Raw genomic sequence first — 20,877 nt, 5'->3', positions numbered from 1 at the left:
GATTTCACGTATTCAATTTGATTTTTAATGTTTTGCGCAGCCCCTTGTGGATGCGAGGTTAAACAAATAAAACCTCTAGTTCTTGGTTGTATAATCATCTTGATTAATTTTCTTACTACTTGTTTTATTGATTAGGCAAAATAAGGAATTTTAAATGAGAAAATTGCCATAAAAATCAATTACTTTTTGTTTCATTTCCGATTAAACGGCCATTTGCGTACTTTCACCATACGAAATAGACACCGCATTCATTTTATTTATGTCCTCCCAATTTACAATAAAAAACAATAAAAGTACGGCACTTTTTTTAGGAATATTAGCCGCATTATTTTTCGCAAGTACTTTTGTCCTCAACCGTATCATGGCTGTTTCGGGAGGAAGCTGGCAATGGACAGCAGCCTTACGCTTCCTATGGATGCTTCCTGTCCTGTTGCTTATCGTATCTGTACGGGGCAACTTAGGCCCGCTCTTCCATGCGATCAAATCCAATCTGCTGCAATGGCTGCTGTGGAGCACCATAGGTTTTGGTGTATTTTATGCCACGCTGACATTTGGTGCGAGCTTCGGTCCCTCCTGGCTGGTTGCCAGCACCTTTGAATTCACCATTATCGCCGGGATGTTTATAGGCCCTTTACTGGAGAAAAAAGGGCATCGAAAAGGAATATCCAAAGCTTCACTTCTTTTTTCGATCATTATTTTTTTGGGAATTGTACTGATGCAAATCTCCGAAGCACGGGCCACTTCCTTTAAATCCATGTTATTGGGCACGATCCCGGTATTGATCGGAGCAATTGCCTATCCCCTGGGCAACCGTAAAATGATGCAAATCGCGGGAAATAAATTGGATGCTTTCCAACGAACGTTGGGCATGACCCTATGTAGTATGCCTTTTTGGATCCTGCTCAGCATCTTTGGTTATATGAACAATGGCCTTCCAACGGAAAGTCAGCTGCTACAAACCCTAATGGTTGCCCTCTTTTCGGGTGTAATTGCCACGCTCCTATTCTTTAGCGCAACGGATATCGTGCGCAGCGACCCCAAAGCACTCGCCGCCGTAGAAGCGACGCAAGCCATGGAAGTCATCTTTACGCTATTGGGTGAAATCATTTTATTACATGCCGCGCTTCCAAATAGCTATTCCTGCATAGGGATTGGCCTGGTCGTCATTGGAATGATCTTGCATAGTCGCTCAAATTAAAATGCGAGAACAGCACTATTAATTTTCATTTGCCTGTAAGGTCTTACTGATCTTGCTTAAATTAAGGCAATTGGCCATGGCCGAAAAAATCTCATGGTAGGTGCCTTTCGCCAGGTAGAGGTCTTCATGTTGCCCCTGCTCGACAACGCGACCTTTCTCCATGACAACGATCGCATTGGAGTCTATTATCTGGGAAATGCTATGCGACACGATAATTACCGTACGATCTTTCTTAATCGCATCCAGGCTATTTTTAATCTGCTCCGTAGCAATCGCATCCAGATTTGCAGTAGGCTCATCCAGAAAAATAATGGGCGGATTTTTCAGAAACAGCCGTGCGATGGCAATACGCTGTTGCTGTCCACCGGAAAGCGATTGTGCATCCGTCTCATATCCTTTTGGCAATTCCAGGATCTGCTGATGGATATAAGCTTTCTTTGCGGCTTCCACGATCTCCTCAGGCGAACTTCCCATCTTGCCATATTCAATATTTTCAAATATTGTTCCTTTAAATATATGATTGCGCTGCAGCACCATGCCGATATGCTGCCTGAGGAATGCGGTATCATAATCCGCAAGATCAACACCATCCAGTAAAATCTGGCCCCGTGTCGGCTCATAAAATTTATCCAACAAATTGATAATCGTACTTTTACCGGCACCGCTTAATCCGACCAGAGCTGTAATTTCATTGGGTTTAATGGCAAAACTGACATCCCTTAAAGCCTGTGTCCCGTTAGGATACGCAAAAAAGACATTCCGCAATTCCAGGTGTCCTCGAATTTGCACCGGTCGATAAGTTCCTTTCGATTCAATCTGATCATCAGATTCAAGTATCTCAAAAAAAGATTCCGAATAGATTAAGGCATCATTGACCTCATCGTAAATGCGGTGCAATTGGCGAATCGGTGCCGAAACATTATTAAATAGCATAATATGAAACATAATGGCTCCAATCGTAATCTGACCGGATAACACTAGATAAGCAGTCAGGACGATAATAATTACAACCGCGATCTGTTCCACAAAATTTTTAATGCTATCGTAAAAGAAGCTTGTCTTGCGAGTTTCCATCTGATTTTCGGTCATTTCGTATTGGATCTTTTCATGCCGTTTCGCTTCTTCGGGTTCGCGGACAAAAGATTTAATAACGAGAATGGAGTCAATCAGACCGATGATCCGGTTATTTTTCGATTCGCGGTATTTGCGCATCTGCCGCCTAAAACCTGTTAATTTAGAGGCCTGCGTCTGACTGATATAAAGATACAATGGGATTACCGCCAGCCCCACCAGTCCAACGTATACGTTAGCATAGAACATGCAGGTCAGTGCAATGATGGCATTGGCAAACAAGGGCAGAATATCGATAAAGAAATTCTGTACCAAACGTGTAAGTGAGCTGATGCCTGCGTCGATACGTGTCGCCAGCTTTCCGCTTTCATTATCCGTGGAGGTGTAAAAAGCAAGCTTATAGGTCAAAATCCGGCTAACAATGGTCTGTGAGAAATCACGCGCGATATAAATCCGAAGTTTCTCGCCATAAAATTTTTGTCCAAACTGTACCAATGCGTAAACAATTTCCTTCAGCAACAGCACCGCACTGATGATCCCGACAATATACATTCCCTTAGAAAGCGGCTCTTTGGCCACCATCAAAGCGTTGATGGTATCTACCGTATACCGCAAAATAAAAGCATTGATCTGCGCAGCCAATGATCCGACAACGGTCAAAAGCAGGGTATAAACAATCAATTTACGGTAAGGACGGGCAAAGGGAATAATTTTTTTAAAGAGCTGTGGAATGGTCATGAAGAAAGATTTACAATGAGCAAATAACAAATAAGCGTGGTGCTTTGTTTAAAAATAAACGGAAATCCTGTCACAAAAAAGTCGTACCATGAACCATGGCACGACTTAGGCTGCATATTTACTTATTTTAGACTATCCAAAAATACGGTTCAGCACCTTAGCTAAGCGTAATCCGCCTTTTAATAAACATTGTTCCATCGTATCTTTATTTTGATAAACATACGAATACGACAAATTCGCATTATTCGCTACGTCGGCATAAATTTTCTCAGCAAGCTGATTGGATTCGTATAGCCAATTAGACAACTCTCCGGCGGCCAATTGTTCATTTTCCTTTTTTCCATTAACATCCAATACAGTTGCATACTCGGTATAGCTATATTTTTCATTGTCTACCAAATCACTATCCCAGACACGGTGAATATTGGATTTTTTTCCAAACCAGCTTACCTCAATCTTATTTCCCCCTTGGTCTTCGGCACGACTGACATGCATGGGCTGATGGGCATCCCCCAGGATATGGATCAAGAAATAGAGATTCTGTTTCTGCTGATCCAGCGACATGTTTTTATCTGCAAAAGATTGCTCGATACGGATAGCCGTTTTGTATAAATTCTCGTCAGCCGAACGTTCGAGTCCCTGTTGAAACTCTGCCCATGGCAGATTTGAATTTAGATTTATAAAATGTGAATTTCCCAATTTCTTAAATTCAGGATTGGGATCCGACTTGATAAAATCTCCCCAATTTGCCCAATATGCCAGCTTTTGCTGTCCAATGATTTTTCCGATATTCTTCTTTGCTTTTCTGTTCAAATGACGCTCCGCAATTTCTGCGACAACGCGATGCCCAATGGTCCCCCAGGCATATACCGATGAAAGTTGAAAGCATAAAGCTACAGCCAACAGACCCTTAATCACTTTTTTCATTGCTATATTTATTTTATTGTAATTATTTAAAGATATCGAACGCATATTTTGCCGAAGACCAGAACTCATCCAGCGCAATCATCCGTGGTTTAAAGAAAGCGATCAGTTCTCCCCATTCCGCTTCCTTAAAAATGCTATGGCCCACCAACGTTTTATAGATCTGACAGTAGGGCTTACCGTACGCATCATAACTATCCAGATCCCATTCCCAATCCTCTCCAAGCGTAGCATGAAGCAACCCTTTATACTGCATGAATTGCTCCGCCATTAATGTACGGATCCCGGCATCCGAATGAGACCAGATAATTGCTATTTTCGCCGTATTATTATCAGCATCCATCTTAAAATACAAATGCTTGACACCGGTTTTATAGTTAATCCAATTGACCTTTTCGCCGTCCGCAGCTGAATGTAGGGACATGAATTGTCCAAATTTAGTCCAGAATAGCTGTTTTAATTGCTTTACCTCTTCTCTAGAATACACAAATACAATTTTTAAGTCAACAAAATTAAGAAAATAGCACGGTATGCCTAAACCATATTGGTATTAAAATTGTTGTTTTATCAACAAACAACTCCAAAAGATGAATATAGACAAGAAAAAATCGCTCTTGCTGCTGACCGCTGTCGCGTTGGGAACGGTGGCATACAATGCCTTAAAGCCCGTCATCTCGCGTCCAGATGTAGTAGATCCTTTTGATTTAGATAAATACCTCGGAAAATGGTTTGAAATTGCCCGGCTGGACTTTCGCTGGGAAAAAGGGCTCAGTCAGGTTTCGGCAGAGTACACCAAGAATAAGGATGGAACAATCCGGGTCAATAATCAAGGTTACTCGGAAGAAAAAGAACGCTGGAAGCAGTCCATCGGAAAAGCTAAATTTATCAATGGTCCCCACGAAGGCGCATTGAAAGTATCATTCTTTGGCCCATTCTACAGTGGTTATCATATTGTAAAAATAACGCCCGATTACAGCTACGCCCTTGTCTTTGGAGACAACCTCGATTACATGTGGATTCTGGGCAGAAATACCGAAATTCCGGACAAGATCAGGAATGAATTTCTTACTTATGCTTTACAATGTGGCTACGAAACCGGCAATCTGGTCTGGACAAAGCATTAATCAAAAATTGGCGCGATTACCTGATAATTGAGCGTTGGATCCTGGGCTAAAACATCTGCGATCTCCTGAAGGTCATGCTGATTGATCACATTTTTGATGCCCGCATTATACAGACTCGCAAGAAATAGTGCAGCTTCACGCTTTTCAGCTAACCCTAAGATGGAGCTTCCAACATAGAAATTGAGTACAGATGCAGCGTAGTCACCAAATATATGGAAACCAAAATCACCATTTTTTTGTAATGCATGACGCATCATTTTCTCAAAATCCGAACGCAAGGTTTCTTTTGTTGTATCTTTCATAACAAAAACTAAATAGTGCAGATATTCGCCCTGTTGGGCAAAGGTGCAAAAAAAATCCCAAACAATGCCGTGTGAAAAGCATTGTTTGGGACAATTAAACGATTTTGACCTTAGTAATTAAAGTGCTTCAGCGTGCTGAGAAACGTCCAAACCAAGTTCCTCGTCCGTTTCCTCTACACGTAAAGGAGAAATCAGATCCGTTACTTTTAATAATACCAAAGAGCCTACGAAAGCAAAGAATGATACCGCAAACAAGGCTACCGTATGCACAAAGAATAATTTCGTTTCACCAAAAAACAAGCCATTGTCAACAACCAATGGATTTACATTATGGTGTGCAAATACTCCAGTCAGCACCATCCCTACCATACCACCTACACCATGACAAGGAAATACATCCAACGTATCGTCGATGCTGGTTTTGCTTCTTAAATAGACAACGAGATTACTAATCAATGCAGCGACTAATCCAATGACCATGGCGTGAGGAATGCTCACAAATCCTGCTGCTGGCGTAATTGCTACAAGTCCAACAACTGCGCCGATACATGCCCCCATTGCTGATGGTTTTTTACCGCGGATAATATCCACAAATATCCACGCCATTGCCGCCATAGCCGAAGCGGTCGTTGTGGTTGCAAAGGCATAAGCTGCTAGCGAGTTTGCACCGCCGGCCGAACCTGCATTAAATCCGAACCAACCGAACCACAACAAAGCAGTTCCTAAGATGACATAACTTATACGCGCTGGATTATGTGTCTGTGATTTACGGCCTTTTAGATAAATTGCAGCAGCCAATGCCGCCCAGCCTGCTGACATATGGACAACAGTACCGCCGGCAAAATCAAGCACACCGAATTTTGCTAAAATTCCTTCCGGATGCCAGGTAGCATGCGCCAATGGCATATAAATAAAGACACCGAACAAGATAATAAACAACATATAAGAGTTAAATCGGATACGCTCAGCAAATGCACCGGTAATGAGTGCAGGCGTAATGATCGCGAACTTCAGCTGAAACATGGCGAATAAGACCAATGGTATGGTCGGTAATGCACCCCAAGCGACATTCCCTAAGGTACCTTTCATCATAAAGAAGGTGCGTGGATCACCTATAATTCCGCCGATATCATCACCAAAGGCTAAACTGAATCCAACAATAACCCATAGGATCGTCATCAGACACATACAGATAAAACTCTGCATCATCGTTGAGATCACATTCTTTTTACTGACCATTCCCCCGTAAAAAAATGCCAAGCCGGGCGTCATAATCAACACCAATGCTGAAGAAGTCAATAACCAGGCTGTATCCCCCGTGTCAAACTCTACTTTATCCAATGCAGATAAATCTATCGAAGGAAATACAAGTCCTAATACGCCCAAAAGTACCAGAACAAAGAGTGGAATAATTTTTTTCATTTTTTTAAACTGATTAGTGTTTATTAATACGTCAATAAATTTTAAATAAAATACAAAAACAAAACAAAAACCCTTTCTTACTTATTGTTTTGACAAATATAAACTCTTTTTATTGAAAAATTACTATCAAATATTATTTTTTGTGATATTTTTTACATAATTTCACAGAAAACAAAAACAAAACCACAAAAACCTATAAAAAAACAAAGAAAAATCAACCAAAATTCAAACAGATCAAACTTAAAACCTTATCAACATGAAAAAAATCTTAACAATCATCATTTTTTCAATAATTTTCATACAAAAATCAAAATCACAAGAAGAAAACAAAGAAAAACCTATTGAAATATCCGGATCTGTGGATACTTACTGGAAATATGATTTCCAAAACAAGCCTAATATCAACACCTATTTTACGGAGGACAATAATTCAGTCTCGATCGGAATGGTTGACCTCGCAGTAAAGAAACATTTTAAAAAGGCTTCTTTTGTAGGAGAACTTTCCTTCGGTCCACGTGGACAATATCGTTCTATTATTAATGGAGACGGTCAGCCGGGTGATGATAAGAACAGCTTTCACATTCAGAATTTATATGTGGGCTATGATCTTACCGACAAACTGAATCTGACTGCCGGATTCATGGGTACATTCGTGGGATTTGAAGTCATCTCTCCCACTTACAATTTTCATTACTCCACTTCTTATTTATTCGGAGCCGGCCCTTTTCAGGATGCAGGTTTGAAAGCGACTTATAGTTTTTCTGACAAATTTGCGTTAATGGTCGGTATATTTAATGACTGGAACGTTTATCAAGATCTGAACGGGGTCTCACATATCGGCTCACAACTAGCGTATAGACCTAACGAGAAAGGCAGCTTCTACTTAAATTTCCTAAGCGGATCTTCTGTTGGGGGCAAAGAAAACTACAGCTCGGGCACGCTTGTGGACTTTGTGGGAAATTACGACTTCACGCCTAAATTCTACCTTGGCGTAAACGCCACACATTATAAGAGAAGAGCAGAAGGCGGATACACAGGGGTAGCACTTTACCCAAGAGTGCACCTGTCAGAACATTTCGGAATTGGATTACGGGAAGAGTTCTTCCAAACGCACAAAGAAGAAGCCAATGGCATTCCAAGTTCCAATATGTTAGCCACCACATTGACCGCTGAATACAATTACCATGGTTTCAAATTCATTCCCGAAATAAGAATTGATAAAAGCAATACTGAAAAGTTCGTTAAGAATGACCTATCTCCGACAAAATCAGCCGGCCAGTTTTTATTAGCCTGTGTATATAGCTTCTAGATCAGCGATGCAACACTTTATTCTCCGCTATAATACCCATAAAATGAGTTTAAATTATCTCGAAATTGATATAATACCATAAAATTCCAACTATTAACAGAAAAAGCGGATTCATTAGGATCCGCTTTTCTATCTTACATTTTTTACGCCAAACTTATCTTGCTAACCTCAGTTTCATGTTCAAGCCGCATCACCGGACACTGACAGAGACATGCCGATCTAAAATCCGGTCAGTTTCCGGAGCATCGGCTGCGTATTTCGCAAATTGTGATCCATAGCCCTCCGCTCCGACGACCTGTTTAGAGAGCCCCGCCTTATCCAGATAATCTTTCACGGCATTTGCCCGATCCAATGATAATTTTTTGTTGAAATCTTCATTTCCGGTTTTATCGGTATAACCACCAATTTTCACGTTGGCTGCCGGAAAAGCCTTTAGTATTTCCGCCAGATTACTGAGCTGCACCTGACTTTCGGGCAAAACCTTTGCCGTGCGGGTTTCAAAATTAAGATTATCAAAATCAAACCAGGTATTTTTCAGGGAATCTTCGCCCAAGGATTTATAATCGGATTTTAAGAACTGAACCAATCGCTCCTCTATTCCGCTCTTAAATGCGGCAAGTTTTCCTCCATTGGGCAACATCACATCTAAATGCTCACGACCAATCTGGCCGGCAGCTCCGCTAACCATTGCATTTCCGGAATCAACCTGTCCCCGATTGACACTCGTATCCGTAGCACCTTCTTTTTTACCACTGCTACAGCCCTTGCCAAACCAAAACCAAAGCAGCGCAATAACAATCAACGCAATTAAGATTTTCCACCAGCCGCCACCCGAAGAACCCGTCGAAGCAGCCGCAGGCCTGGCAGCTTCCGCCCGCGGTAATGCCAAGGGCTCTTTATGTGCTTCCAGTTCATTCGCCGGATTAATAAGCGGCGTTTCAAGCAAAGCTTCCTCGGGCGCGGAAAAATGTCCGCCATCAAATAATTTACCAAAAGCGCCTAAACTTAATCCCGCAGGGATAGCGGCCGCAAATGCAGTTTTATTCGCTTTTAGTTTCTGGCTCAACCCTTCCACATCCCAATTTTGTCCTTTATTAGTTAAACTGGAAAAGATCGCCGGCAAAGAAAAACCCATCAATTTCTTCACCGAATCAGCATTAAAACCCAGATACGCAGCAACAGTAGTTAATACGGTGTCCAAGCCGTCACCGAATATTGACGTCAGTATATTGCCATACCCAGCATTTCTTTCCTCCGGCTGCCCTTCGAGGTCCCCAGCATCCGTGTGCCCACCCAGTATCTGACCGGGATCAAAACTTGAAAAATGCTGTTTTGCCTGTTCCAAAATCGCTCCGATCCCGCCACTATTTTCTGACTGTTAACTCAACCCCAGAAACAAAGCCGGGACGACAGCATTTAAGCTCTGCTTTACCTGTTCATTATCCTGGTTTAAACTTTGTCCGACCCTGGCAAGCAACTGTTGATCAAAAAAGTCTTTTGCCGATTTTAAAAGCTGATTTTCCATAACCTTCGTTTATTAATTATTAATTGATAAAGCACTAACAAACAAAGCCTTAATTTGTTCACATCAAGCTACGCTACTTTAAAAATCCCCGGATAGCCACTTGGGCACGACAAACTCTGCCGCCAGATGTGCCAGCTGATAATTTTGCCAGTTATCTTTTCTGATCCATTGCACTTCTTCCAATTCCGCCTGTGGCAGAAAAGTAAATTGAGTGTCGAGTTGTATCAGATAGATACGCCCCTCCACAAGGGTGTCTATCTCATTCACGGCCTGTGTACAATGTTGCCCAATAAACTGTAAGGGCGTACCGCTTGCGTCAAATTGCAGTTCCTCCCGGAGTTCCCGGACCAAAGCTGTCACATCATCTTCACCGACAGCAATCTTCCCTCCGGGTAATTGAAAATAGTAAGATCCTTTTTTTCTCACCATCAGCAGATCGCCATCCGGACCGATCATCATTGCTGAACAAATTACAATCTTATGCATACCTTTTACTTGAAATTACAAAACTAACTTTTTGTCAATCATTTAAAAAATGTGTTTTATTCTTATATTTAAAGAATAAAACAATAATTTATATAGCCCATATATGAATAAAGGATTAACGTGTATCGTATTTAGCCTATTATTTCTGGCATTGGCTTGCCAACAGGAAAAGAAAAGCACAGTACAAAAAGAACAGCCAATTAAGCATCAGGAAGCTGTCCCCGACAAAAAACAGGAGGAGAAGCCGAAGATGGTCACTGCAGAAGATATTGTTATCAAAAAAGATCTGCTCTACAAAAAGTACACGTTGGAAGATACCTACCCTTATAAAGATACTACGCGCGGTTTTCAGTGGGATAAAATAAAGGAAAAGCTGGCTTTCGTTGAAAATTTCCAGCAGACTCCTTCGCGCTATGCCGTTCTTCAGAATTATCAGAATGAAAAAGGAGAAGCTCCTACGATTAAAGATTTCAAACGAGATGCATACAAACGCGTTGCTGACAGCTTCAATGTGGCTCGCTATCAAGCCGCCCCGTTATACGACCCGACTACGGATAAGCCGGTTCGTTATGGACGTGACGGGTGGCTAGTCCGCGTCAAGGGAGCAGATACCCTCGCCCGGGTACCTATCGCTGGTGTTTCATTTGAAGGAGAATACACTGTCCCCAAACGCTATCTACGCCTGATAAGCGATAGTGTGCAGTTTAACATTATTAACGTTGTCGATGTTAAAAACCAAAACATCTGCACACTGGAAAAAGTGGGCAAAGAATGGCTTATCCGCAGCATGAACCCGGTCACCAGCGGCCGCCACAAACCTCCACACGCACAGGAAACACCGACAGGACTTTTTGTTGTACAGGAACACAAATCAAAAATGTTCTATTTCGAAGACGGCACACGCACCTATGCGGGCTTTGCCCCTTATGCTACCCGATTTACCGCCGGAGCCTATATCCATGGGGTACCGGTCAATAATCCCAAGGGCAGCATCATCGAATATAGTGAAAGTTTGGGCACCACACCCAAGTCACACATGTGTGTCAGAAATGCGTCATCTCACGCCCAATTTGTCTATAAACGGTCAAAAGACCTCTCCTCACTGGTCATCGTTATTGATTAACAATATTTAACATTCTGTAAATCAAATATGTATTAACTTTAATAATTATTTTTGTAAACATCTACACAGAAAAGGAGGAGAATGGGAAATACGTTTATGTTTCTTTTGATGGCACTAAATACAGCACTGTCGTCAAAAGAAGATTTAAAAACAACAGTTCAACAGACCAATGCCCATCATATAAATGTAGAACGTCAACGTACGGAAGTTGATTCTTTATATGATGAAATGAATTTAAGCCCTGTATTAAAATACGAGGCGTTTCGACAAGCGATGGAAGGCAGAAAAAAGCTATCCATTCACAACAAAGCTATTATGACAGTCATTGACTTTTCCTTGGCATCCACGGAAAAAAGACTTGTTGTGCTTGATCTGGAGAACAAAAAGGTACTTTTTAATACCTTGGTGTCACACGGTAAAAATAGTGGCGAAAACTATGCCACAAATTTTTCAAATCAACAGGAGTCTTTAAAAAGCTCGCTGGGTTTTTTTATGACCGAAAATACCTATAATGGGGAAAATGGCTACTCATTAGTATTAAATGGTCTTGAGGAAGGAATAAATGACAATGCCAAAGCACGGTACGTGGTCATGCATGGTGCAGACTATTGCAGCACAGGAACAATATCCAGCCTGGGAAGATTGGGTAAGAGCTATGGCTGTCCTGCCGTACCCCGTGAATATGCGGGCCCGATTATCAATACCATTAAAGACGGCACCCTGCTCTTTATCTATGCAGATAATCCCGATTATCTAGCTAAAACCCATATCATCCATCAACCGAATGTATTAATGGCGCAATTCAGCCGAAAACAACGGCTTGAAAATGCAGATGAGGGTTAAAATAACAAAAAGGCTGATGAACATCAGCCTTTTTGTTTTATAATACCCATTTGTCAACCTTAGGATTTATGCTTTTTCTTAAATTTTAACATCCAGTCATAAATCGCATCATCGTGAAATAAACGTTCGACACTGCCGTGCGTCCCGCCTTTGATCACATTTAAGCTCACATCAGCATCGGGATCGGCCTTTTTTATGGCATTCATAATTTTTTTGGACTCTGAAATTGGTACAGCACGATCAGCCGTTCCATGATGCAACCAAATTGGCACCTGGCTCAGGTTGGAAGCATATTGACTCGATCCACCCCCACAAATCGCCACGGCCGCCGCAATACGGTCCGGATATTTTCCGGCAACATCCATGGTACCATAGCCTCCCATACTCATTCCACATACATAAATACGATCAGGATCAGCATGATAATGTGCGATAACATAATCTATAATTTCGATCACTTTATCCGGATCCCAACCGCCGCGGGATTGGGGAGCGACAATAATTCCGGGCACCTCCTGCCCCTTATTGATTGCATATAACACCCCATAGCGTTTGACGCGATCTAAATTTGTACCTGATAAGCTCCGCCCATGCAAAAACACAAAAACAGGCTGCTTTTCAGATTCCGCAGTATCCCTATCGGCATCTTTCAATAAAAAAGGATAAGCAGTTTCCCCTTTGATTGCTTGTATCTCCTGTGCATTTAACTTCGTAAAAAACAGAAAGAAAACACATAAACAGAGGTAAATTTTACGCATACATTTAATTTATCAACGATTACTTAGCTTAATTTTGGAAGACTAAAAATACAATTAAATGATTTTTACCGACCGCATTTAACAACTTTTAACATTTTAGCAGTATCCAGCGACACCGTTTTAACCTACGCCAGCATAAATTTAGACGGATATGCAATTATAATTGCATATCCGTCTAAATTTATCTTAGTTTGTACTATCTGGTAAAAATTAAGGGCTCATCATGAAAATACTTCATACTGCCGATTGGCATTTAGGAAAGCGATTGGACAGCTTTTCCCGCATGGATGAACAACACTTGGTCATGGAAGAGATTATCCAAATAGCTGACCAACAAGAGGTGGATCTGGTGCTTATTGCAGGTGACCTTTTCGACAGCTTCAATCCCGGTGTAGAAGCCATCGAGCTCTTTTACAAAACCATCAAGCGACTGGCAAAAAATGGTATGCGCCCTGTAATCGCCATTGCCGGGAACCACGATTCGCCGAATCTGATCGACGCACCGGATCCTTTAGCCCGTGCATCGGGCATTATCCTTATCGGTCATCCCAATGCACTTGTTACATCATTTACTACCGAAGGTTTCACTATCACCCACACGGACAAGGGTTTTATCGAGCTTCATATTGACCGCCACGACTATCCTATCCGAATACTCCACACAGCTTATGCCAACGAGATCCGGCTCAAACAATATCTCGGCGAAGAGAAAGAAGTTCAATTAAATAGAGCGCTCGCAGAAAATTGGCGAAAGCTGGCTGAAGCTTATTGTGACGACAGGGGTGTCAATATTCTGATGGCACACCTCTATATGAATAAAATTGGCTCCCCGCTGATCGAAGAGCCTGATGGAGAAAAACCCATTAAAATCGGAAATGCTGACCTGATTTATTCCGAATCTATCCCCGATCAGATTCAGTATACGGCTTTGGGCCATATCCACGGATTCAAAAATATCGGTTCCGCGCAAAAGCCTGTTGTATACGCTTCATCACCGCTTTGCTATAGTTTTGCCGAAGTGGGACAGACAAAGTATGTGAACATCGTCAATGCTGTACCGGGCGAAGACGTCACATACGACCAAATTGCACTCCGTCAGGGAAAATCACTGGTCCGAAAATCATTTACGGATATTGGCCAATGTATCACCTGGCTATCCGAAAATCCCGAAACATTCGTGGAATTAACGCTAAAATCGCAAACATTCCTGAAAGCTGAGGACCGTAAACTGATTTACCAGACGCATTCAGGAATCGTCTATTTAATCCCTGTTGTTCAACATGATCAACAAAATACGCTGGATAAAAAAGAAATTAATCTGACCCAAGATATCGCCACGCTCTTTACCGATTATTTCAAATCCAAAAATGCCAACCAGGCGCCCAATGAAGACATTCTTAACCTCTTTCGCGAAATACTAAATTCTTAAGCCCATGATCCCTTTAAAGTTAATTGTAGAAGGTATATATTCATACCAGGAACGTCAGACAATAGATTTCTCAGCATTGACAGAAACTGGCCTTTTTGGGATCTTTGGCGCTGTCGGTTCCGGAAAATCTTCAATTTTGGAAGCAATTACCTATGCCTTATATGGCGAAACGGAGCGATTAAATGCACGGGATAAACGTGCTTATAATATGATGAACCTCAAATCAAACCGTTCGTATATCGAATTGGATTTCATTAATTTCGAAAACCGCAGGTTCAGGGCCACCCGGGAATTTAAACGAAACTCCAAAAATTTTGAGGATGTCAAATCGCCAACGGTAGTATTATACGAAAACATTAATGAAGAATGGATTCCGCTGGAAAGTAGTAACGTACAACCTATCATAGGATTAAGCTACGAGAATTTCAAAAGAACCATCATTATCCCCCAAGGACAGTTTAAGGAATTTATTGAACTGGGTGCAAAAGAACGCACCGATATGATGAAGGAAATCTTTCAGCTCCATCGCTTCGACCTGCAGGACAAAGTCGCTACGTTATATAAAAAAAACCAATCCGAGCTGGATCAGCTCAACGGTCAATTGATCGGTTTCGAAGAGATCAACGGCGACCGCATCGAGGCAATGCAGGACAAGTTGCTTGAAGAACGTAAATCTTTCATCCAGGTGCAAGATAGCAACACGATCCTTCTGGAGAAATTCCAGGCCCTTAAAAATCTGAAAGAAGATTTTCTGGAATTGCATAAAATGAAGACGCGATTTCAGCAGCAGACAAACCAGCAGGCAGAAAAAGAACATTTACGTCAGCGCATGATACGCTTTGAAGAGGCCTGGACAAATTTCTACCATATCCTCCAGGCACAGGAGAAATTGAGGCAGGAACAAGTTCACGAACAGGGCAGGCTGCAGCACGAAGAAACGAAAGCCAATGAAATCCAACGGCTTACCCAACAGTTGTCGCTGCAACTCCAACAGATTAGACCCCAGTACGACCGCTTAGCAGAACGGAGAATAAGTGAACTGGATCTGGAGCTCATTCTGCAGCTGATCCAGTTTTCAGCAGAAATAAAAGTTTTAAAAGAAAGTGCTGAGAAAGGGCGAAACTTTGTCCTGGAGACCAAAGAGCAGCAGACGCAATGCAAAATCAGCATCCGAGATACAGAAGCCTTGCTCCTTGATCTAAAACAATCGCGACCATCGGCCAATGAACTGATGGAGCTGGGCCAGTGGTATACTCAGCAACAGTCTATCCTTCAGCGAGAGGTTGAACTCCATCAGCAACTTCTTGAACTGGAGACCGCAATAGCTGACCTGAAAAACAACTTGCTGACCCGCGGATTTGATGCCCTCGAATTTGAATCCAAGTATAACAGTGAATTACGAACGCTTGAAAGCAGACTTACCAAACTAAACGACGAGAAAGCACATCTTTTGTTACAGCAGAAGCTGACACAATTTGCTGAGAATCTAAGTGCAGGTTCCCCCTGCCCTTTATGTGGAGCGCTGGAACACCCGGCCATCGCTGAGCATATGGACATTAGCCAGGAGCTCGCCGATAATCAAAAGGCGATCACGGAAATTACTGCAAGTATAAAATCCAGGACTGATCAAAAATTCGAATTCGAAAAACTCCTGCTCCGACTGCAGTCACTAGAAGCCCAGAAAAATGACCTTAATGTAAAAAGTCAGGTAAACGAATCCCTTAAATCCAGCCACCTGCTTCAATTTACCTGGACAGATTACAGCAGTACAGATGCGTCAATTTATACACAAAAAAAACAAGAACTTACCAAGATTGAAACCCAGATCGTAGCGACGGAACACATGCTGACCAACCACCAGCTGGTCTTGGTCGATATTGACAAGAAGCTTGAAAGGGCTAACAAAAGACTAAATGAGCTAGAAGTTGATGAAGTGCGAAAACAAACTCAAATCAACCAAAATATGGACCATTTAAAACATTTGAAATGGTCAGATTACCAGTCTTTGGAACAGACGTCCATTGAAAGTGAGTACAAGACGCTGAAAGCAGAAAATCTACAGATAGAACAGCATTTTAATACCCTAACGGAGCAGTTAAATGGATTAAACAGCCAATTTGCAGCACAAAATAGCTTGGTACAAGCTATTCTTGAAAGGATTGACAAAATAAAAGCTGAGGCCCTTCAAACCGAGACCACGCTTGGGCAACTGCTACAGACTTCTACATTTGACACAATAGATCAGGTCAAAGAGACTTTGGCGGAGAAACTTCCTGTACAACAGATCCGGGCAGAACTGGAACAGTTTCAGATCCAGTTTGAAACCCTCAAAGCCCAAATCGCGCAGCTGGACGAAAAGCTTAAAGATCAAGTTTACGATGAGGAAGCTTTCATCGCGCAGGAGAATGCTTTGAAAGAAAGCTCCCATCAGCTAAAAGTGCTCACAGAGAATGTTGCCAAATACGAGCAGGAGCTGCATCAGCTGGAAACTGCTTATAAGAAAAAGGAGGTTTTACTTCAACAACAAGCAACGTTAAACTTGCGTAATGACAATCTAAAACAGCTCTTTAACCTCTTTAAGGGTGCAGGGTTTGTGCAATATGTATCTTCGATCTATTTACGTCAGCTCTGCGATCATGCGAATATCCGCTTTCACCGCATGACCCGCAACCAACTGAGTCTACAGATCAATGAAAACAATGAGTTTGAAATCATCGACTATCTGAATGAAGGAAAAAGCCGGAGTGTTAAGACACTCTCCGGGGGGCAAGCTTTTCAGGTGTCATTGAGTCTGGCCCTGGCCCTGGCCGAAAGTGTACAATCCAATACCAAAGCCACAAAAAATTTCTTTTTTATTGACGAAGGTTTTGGCACCCAAGACATCGCCTCCGTCAATATCGTCTTTGAGACCTTACTTGATCTTCAAAAAGAAAATCGGATCGTAGGTATTATCTCCCACGTGGAAGAGTTGAAAGAACGGATTCCACTATCACTTTCCATAGAAAAGGATGAAGAACGGGGCAGTCAAATTTTTATCAATTAATTGCAAATCTTAAGGAAATTTTGTAAATTAGGGATAGCACCGGTAGCCAAAAGACTGGTGCCATAACCAAAAACGAAAGATTATGGGCTTATTTTCAAATAACAGAAAAGGGAAAGGGTCGCATCCTTTTTTTCATAAATCAGCTAAATCAACCGTTCATCCAGTTGTTGCAAATACCAATACATCCATTGTGCAACGGACAACACGATCCGTGCTCTTCATCAAGCAATATGATATTATGACCATCTTAAAAGAAATTTTAATGCCACAGAATCAGAATTAACTATACTAAAAATCCAACTTATTTATGCGGAATGATCGTTGTTCCCTTCTCGTTTATTTATATCGCTGCCTATTAGATGACATTGTTGTTTCTCTGCATAGTGTTCGCCACCTATTTACTGGATTCGCCCACCTGAAAAAGAAATAAAAAAAACCATTGAAATTCTAAAAAGGAAATTTAATTTAACAATATAAAACATTTACAGAAAAATATTGTCATACGATACATACAAATTTAGAGCGATACTTATTCCAGACACATGAAATACAAACAGATAAACAACAATTCCATTAACCAGATCATGCTTATCGTCATTATTCTGCTGATATGCATCTTGATATTTACGAGTTTATTCTATTATCTTCCCGGCTTTTTGGGCGCGATAACATTATATGTCCTGTTCCGAAAAATCAATTTTAAATTAACCGAAGAAAGAAAATGGAAAAAATCCCTCGCAAGTCTTTTATTAATTCTGCTCACAATTGTATTTCTGGTCGGCCCGCTTTACTTGCTGATCAATTATATGGTCCCTCAGGTAACTGATGCAATCAGCAACAAAGATGAGATTATGGAAAAATTTGATTCCATTAAAACCTATTTCAAGAATAGTCCATACCTCAGCAGCATTGATCTATCGGATACCGCTTTGATGGGCGGACTACAGCGGGCGGCAAAGTTTATTCCGAATATTCTGAATTCCGTTGCCGAAGTTGGTGTTAATGTTTTGGTCGCCTTATTTGTACTTTATTTTATGTTGGTAAGCAGCAAGGAGCTAGAACGGACCATCTATAATGCCATCCCATTTTCCACTGGCAGTAAAGCAGAACTATGGAAAGAATTCGACATGATGGTCAAATCAAATGCTATCGGTATTCCGATCCTTGCCATGTGCCAAGGTGTTGTTGCCGGTGTAGGCTATTGGATTTTCGGGCTTGAAAGTCCCATTTTTTTAGGCATCTTAACGGCGGTATCGACCATTATTCCCATTTTAGGCACAATGGTGGTCTATCTTCCGGCAGCTGTATTTCTTTTGGCAAATGGACAATCTGGCAATGCCATTGGACTTGCACTATACGGTATCATTATCATTGGGAGTATTGACAATGTCCTTCGTTTTACGATCTTAAAAAAACTTGGCGACGTCCATCCTTTAATTACTGTTTTTGGTGTATTGCTGGGATTAAATCTATTCGGCATGCTTGGATTGATATTTGGACCTCTAATTCTTTCTTGCGTGGGCGTACTCCTTAAAGTCTATAGCAATGAATTTGGCCGTGGTACACCAGAAATCATCCAATCCACCTCGCTGGTAGATCCAAACAGTCCACCTGACATCAGAGACAGGTCAGAGTAAGACAAATCCCGGGACTAATGGCGGTGGCCAGTGATATCGATGTTTAACCAGTAAACTGTCATAACTTAAGATTAGACACTGCATAATCCCATTTTTTTTATAGTTTTGATCCTTCATTGATATCGTTGAGGCATGGCTGATGTTCAGCTAAAGTTGAGTTAAAAAACACATCCTGTTGACGAATCTAAAAAAATAAAAAATCACGGAAACTGATTTAAAATCAAAGGTAGTCTATGAACAAAAAAATAATCTTAGGAGCAGCCGCTGTATTCGCAGCAGCCATGCTTTATTCATGTGACAATAAAGGCAGTCAAAAGGCAGCTGGTACGGAAAGTAACACAGCGGAAAATACCGCAGATAGTCACGATCATGCTGGTCACGATCACGCTGGTCACGATCATGCTGGCCATGACCATGCGCAAGCGGCCCCCGCGCAGTCGTCCGAGCCGGCAGCAATTCTTCCTAATTTCACTTTTTATCAACTTCGATCAGGTATACGGGTCAGCAATGAGAACCTTGCGAAAGATAAGAATACCGTTTTTATTTTATTTGATCCGGGATGCAGCCACTGCCAGCATGAAGCAACTGAACTTGAAAAAAATATCGATCGTCTAAAAGATGTAAACATCTTCTACATTTCCATGAATGATCCGGCATTGGTTTTAGGCTTCTTCGACAGTTTTGCCCCAAAATTATCCAAATCCTCCAATGTGGAGGTGTTGATAGACAAAGATCAAACCTTTATCCAAAGCATACATGTCCCTTCGCAATTCCCGGCAAACTATGTCTACGGTGCTGATGGCAAACTAAAAGCACATTGGGAAGGTGAAAAAAATATTAATGAGGCGATAAGCCAATTTCATAAATAAGTTGAAATGCTGAATATAGCAATAAACGGATTCGGACGTATCGGAAGAAACACTTTGCGCAATATTTTTCTGCGTGATGTTTTTGACCAGCTGCAGGTAGTCGCCATCAATGATTTGGCTGATACCCAGACTTTGGCGCATTTGTTCAAATATGATTCAGTACATGGGCCTTTCCGTGGCACGGTGACACACGATGAAGATCATATTATCGTGAATGGTCATCCCATTTTGGTGACCAATGAAAGAGATCCGGCTCTACTGCCCTGGAAATCCTTACATATTGATGTTGTTATTGAATCCACAGGCCATTTTACAAGTCGCGATAAAGCGACACTACATTTAACTGCCGGTGCGAAAAAGGTGATCATCTCCGCTCCGCCGACAGACAAAGATATTCCAACAGTGGTATTGGGTATCAACGACAATGCGGTGGACCTCTCCAACTCCATTCTCTCGAATGCCTCCTGCACAACAAACAACGTTGCACCCTTGGTCAAAATATTAGACGACAATTGGGGGATAAAAGACGGATATATTACGACTGTACACTCCATGACGGGAGATCAGAATCTGCATGATGCACCGCATAAAGATTTGAGACGCGCACGGGCAGCCTCTTCGGCGATCATACCGACAACGACAGGTGCTGCCAAGGCAATTACCAACGTCTTTCCGCATTTACAGGATAAATTGGGTGGCGCGGGTATACGTGTTCCTGTACTGAACGGATCATTGACAGATTTTACCTGTACCTTGGAAAAAGAAACAACGGTTGAAGAAATCAACAGCGCATTCAAAGCTGCAGCAGAAAATGAATTAAAGAATGTATTGTTTTATACGGAAGATCCTATTGTATCTGTCGATATCATAAACAATCCCTACTCGTGTGTTTTCGATGCACAGTTGACCTCGGTTGTGGGAGGATTGGTAAAAGTCGTGGGTTGGTATGACAATGAATTTGGTTATTCCAATCGTTTGGTTGACCTCTTGATCAAAATCGACCAGCTCGTTTAATATCTGTCTGCTGAAAATAAAGAAAGCCCGTATTTTTAAGATACGGGCTTTCTTTATTTTCA

General features: G+C 41.7%; 22 protein-coding genes. 11 read left to right on the top strand and 11 right to left on the bottom strand.

All coding sequences use genetic code 11. The annotated features are described in order from the left end of the window. Positions 1–98 (bottom strand): hypothetical protein (locus tag B4G94_RS27400; protein WP_286863295.1); only part of this gene is annotated, 98 nt, incomplete at its 3' end. Between the two features lie 161 nt (positions 99–259). Here B4G94_RS27400 and B4G94_RS27395 point away from each other — a divergent pair. Further along, the gene (locus tag B4G94_RS27395; protein WP_286863292.1) at positions 260–1,198 is read left to right on the top strand and encodes a multidrug resistance efflux transporter family protein; all 939 of its coding nucleotides are present in this window, start codon (positions 260–262) and stop codon (positions 1,196–1,198) included. Between the two features lie 18 nt (positions 1,199–1,216). Here the strand turns inward: B4G94_RS27395 and B4G94_RS27390 are convergent, their stop codons facing one another. The 3 genes from B4G94_RS27390 to B4G94_RS27380 form a co-directional block, all read right to left on the bottom strand. After that, positions 1,217–3,007, bottom strand: coding sequence for an ABC transporter ATP-binding protein (locus tag B4G94_RS27390; RefSeq protein WP_286863290.1), 1,791 nt, complete (start codon positions 3,005–3,007; stop codon positions 1,217–1,219). A gap of 132 nt (positions 3,008–3,139) precedes the next feature. Beyond that, entirely contained in the window at positions 3,140–3,934 is a 795-nt protein-coding gene (locus B4G94_RS27385; RefSeq protein WP_108631915.1) for a S1/P1 nuclease, read from the bottom strand. Between the two features lie 22 nt (positions 3,935–3,956). After that, positions 3,957–4,418, bottom strand: a complete 462-nt coding sequence (locus B4G94_RS27380; protein WP_108631916.1) for a DUF4268 domain-containing protein — start codon at positions 4,416–4,418, stop codon at positions 3,957–3,959. 100 nt (positions 4,419–4,518) lie between these two features. On the opposite strand from B4G94_RS27380, the gene B4G94_RS27375 reads away from it, so the two are divergent. Then, positions 4,519–5,055, top strand: coding sequence for a lipocalin family protein (locus tag B4G94_RS27375; RefSeq protein WP_241254988.1), 537 nt, complete (start codon positions 4,519–4,521; stop codon positions 5,053–5,055). On the opposite strand, the gene B4G94_RS27370 is transcribed toward B4G94_RS27375, so the two are convergent. Together B4G94_RS27370 and B4G94_RS27365 are read right to left on the bottom strand one after the other, a co-directional pair. After that, the gene (locus B4G94_RS27370) at positions 5,052–5,357 is read right to left on the bottom strand and encodes a hypothetical protein (protein WP_286863287.1); all 306 of its coding nucleotides are present in this window, start codon (positions 5,355–5,357) and stop codon (positions 5,052–5,054) included. The two genes, B4G94_RS27375 and B4G94_RS27370, sit on opposite strands and share 4 nt — an antisense overlap. A 117-nt stretch (positions 5,358–5,474) precedes the next feature. Next, positions 5,475–6,779, bottom strand: coding sequence for an ammonium transporter (locus B4G94_RS27365; protein ID WP_108631917.1), 1,305 nt, complete (start codon positions 6,777–6,779; stop codon positions 5,475–5,477). 256 nt (positions 6,780–7,035) lie between these two features. On the opposite strand from B4G94_RS27365, the gene B4G94_RS27360 reads away from it, so the two are divergent. Beyond that, positions 7,036–8,088, top strand: a complete 1,053-nt coding sequence (locus B4G94_RS27360; protein WP_108631918.1) for an outer membrane beta-barrel protein — start codon at positions 7,036–7,038, stop codon at positions 8,086–8,088. 190 nt (positions 8,089–8,278) lie between these two features. On the opposite strand, the gene B4G94_RS28025 is transcribed toward B4G94_RS27360, so the two are convergent. From B4G94_RS28025 to B4G94_RS27340, 3 genes are all read right to left on the bottom strand, one after another. Continuing rightward, positions 8,279–9,433: an OmpA family protein gene (locus tag B4G94_RS28025; protein ID WP_349681877.1), complete on the bottom strand. Its 1,155-nt coding sequence runs from the start codon at positions 9,431–9,433 to the stop codon at positions 8,279–8,281. Between the two features lie 33 nt (positions 9,434–9,466). Then, on the bottom strand, positions 9,467–9,613 hold the full coding sequence (locus B4G94_RS27345) for a hypothetical protein (protein WP_286863284.1): 147 nt from the start codon (positions 9,611–9,613) through the stop codon (positions 9,467–9,469). A 78-nt stretch (positions 9,614–9,691) separates the two neighbouring features. Further along, complete coding sequence (locus B4G94_RS27340; protein ID WP_286863282.1) at positions 9,692–10,099, bottom strand: NUDIX hydrolase; 408 nt, start codon at positions 10,097–10,099, stop codon at positions 9,692–9,694. Between the two features lie 103 nt (positions 10,100–10,202). Between B4G94_RS27340 and B4G94_RS27335 the strand changes: the two genes are divergently transcribed. Beyond that, entirely contained in the window at positions 10,203–11,222 is a 1,020-nt protein-coding gene (locus B4G94_RS27335) for a L,D-transpeptidase (RefSeq protein WP_286863281.1), read from the top strand. An 81-nt stretch (positions 11,223–11,303) separates the two neighbouring features. Continuing rightward, complete coding sequence (locus B4G94_RS27330) at positions 11,304–12,065, top strand: murein L,D-transpeptidase catalytic domain family protein (RefSeq protein ID WP_241254987.1); 762 nt, start codon at positions 11,304–11,306, stop codon at positions 12,063–12,065. A 59-nt stretch (positions 12,066–12,124) separates the two neighbouring features. Here the strand turns inward: B4G94_RS27330 and B4G94_RS27325 are convergent, their stop codons facing one another. Further along, complete coding sequence (locus B4G94_RS27325; protein WP_108631922.1) at positions 12,125–12,823, bottom strand: prolyl oligopeptidase family serine peptidase; 699 nt, start codon at positions 12,821–12,823, stop codon at positions 12,125–12,127. Positions 12,824–13,046: 223 nt separating this feature from the next. Here B4G94_RS27325 and B4G94_RS27320 point away from each other — a divergent pair, with 223 nt between their 5' ends. The 3 genes from B4G94_RS27320 (at position 13,047) to B4G94_RS27310 (ending at position 17,578) form a co-directional block, all read left to right on the top strand. Continuing rightward, entirely contained in the window at positions 13,047–14,252 is a 1,206-nt protein-coding gene (locus B4G94_RS27320) for a metallophosphoesterase family protein (protein WP_286863279.1), read from the top strand. Positions 14,253–14,256: 4 nt separating this feature from the next. Continuing rightward, complete coding sequence (locus B4G94_RS27315) at positions 14,257–17,295, top strand: SbcC/MukB-like Walker B domain-containing protein (RefSeq protein ID WP_286863277.1); 3,039 nt, start codon at positions 14,257–14,259, stop codon at positions 17,293–17,295. Between the two features lie 82 nt (positions 17,296–17,377). Next, on the top strand, positions 17,378–17,578 hold the full coding sequence (locus B4G94_RS27310; protein ID WP_286863275.1) for a hypothetical protein: 201 nt from the start codon (positions 17,378–17,380) through the stop codon (positions 17,576–17,578). A 215-nt stretch (positions 17,579–17,793) separates the two neighbouring features. Here the strand turns inward: B4G94_RS27310 and B4G94_RS28185 are convergent, their stop codons facing one another. Then, positions 17,794–17,844 carry a hypothetical protein gene (locus tag B4G94_RS28185; RefSeq protein ID WP_108632890.1) on the bottom strand — a complete coding sequence of 17 codons (51 nt, stop codon included), beginning with the start codon at positions 17,842–17,844 and terminating at the stop codon, positions 17,794–17,796. Between B4G94_RS28185 and B4G94_RS27305 the strand changes: the two genes are divergently transcribed. The 3 genes from B4G94_RS27305 (at position 17,838) to gap (ending at position 20,815) form a co-directional block, all read left to right on the top strand. Continuing rightward, positions 17,838–18,932 (top strand): AI-2E family transporter, encoded by a 1,095-nt coding sequence (locus B4G94_RS27305; RefSeq protein ID WP_286863273.1) that lies wholly within the window; start codon positions 17,838–17,840, stop codon positions 18,930–18,932. The two genes, B4G94_RS28185 and B4G94_RS27305, sit on opposite strands and share 7 nt — an antisense overlap. A 233-nt stretch (positions 18,933–19,165) precedes the next feature. Further along, the gene (locus B4G94_RS27300; protein WP_286863271.1) at positions 19,166–19,801 is read left to right on the top strand and encodes a redoxin domain-containing protein; all 636 of its coding nucleotides are present in this window, start codon (positions 19,166–19,168) and stop codon (positions 19,799–19,801) included. 6 nt (positions 19,802–19,807) lie between these two features. Continuing rightward, the gene (gene gap / locus B4G94_RS27295) at positions 19,808–20,815 is read left to right on the top strand and encodes a type I glyceraldehyde-3-phosphate dehydrogenase (RefSeq protein ID WP_286863269.1); all 1,008 of its coding nucleotides are present in this window, start codon (positions 19,808–19,810) and stop codon (positions 20,813–20,815) included. The last annotated feature ends 62 nt before the right edge of the window (positions 20,816–20,877 follow it).

Source organism: Sphingobacterium sp. UBA7625 (genome assembly GCF_002484085.1).
In the GTDB taxonomy this organism is placed as follows: Bacteria; Bacteroidota; Bacteroidia; order Sphingobacteriales; family Sphingobacteriaceae; genus Sphingobacterium; species Sphingobacterium athyrii.
Note: the sequence above shows the minus strand (reverse complement) of the source record. Positions and strands in the feature narration are given on the sequence as shown.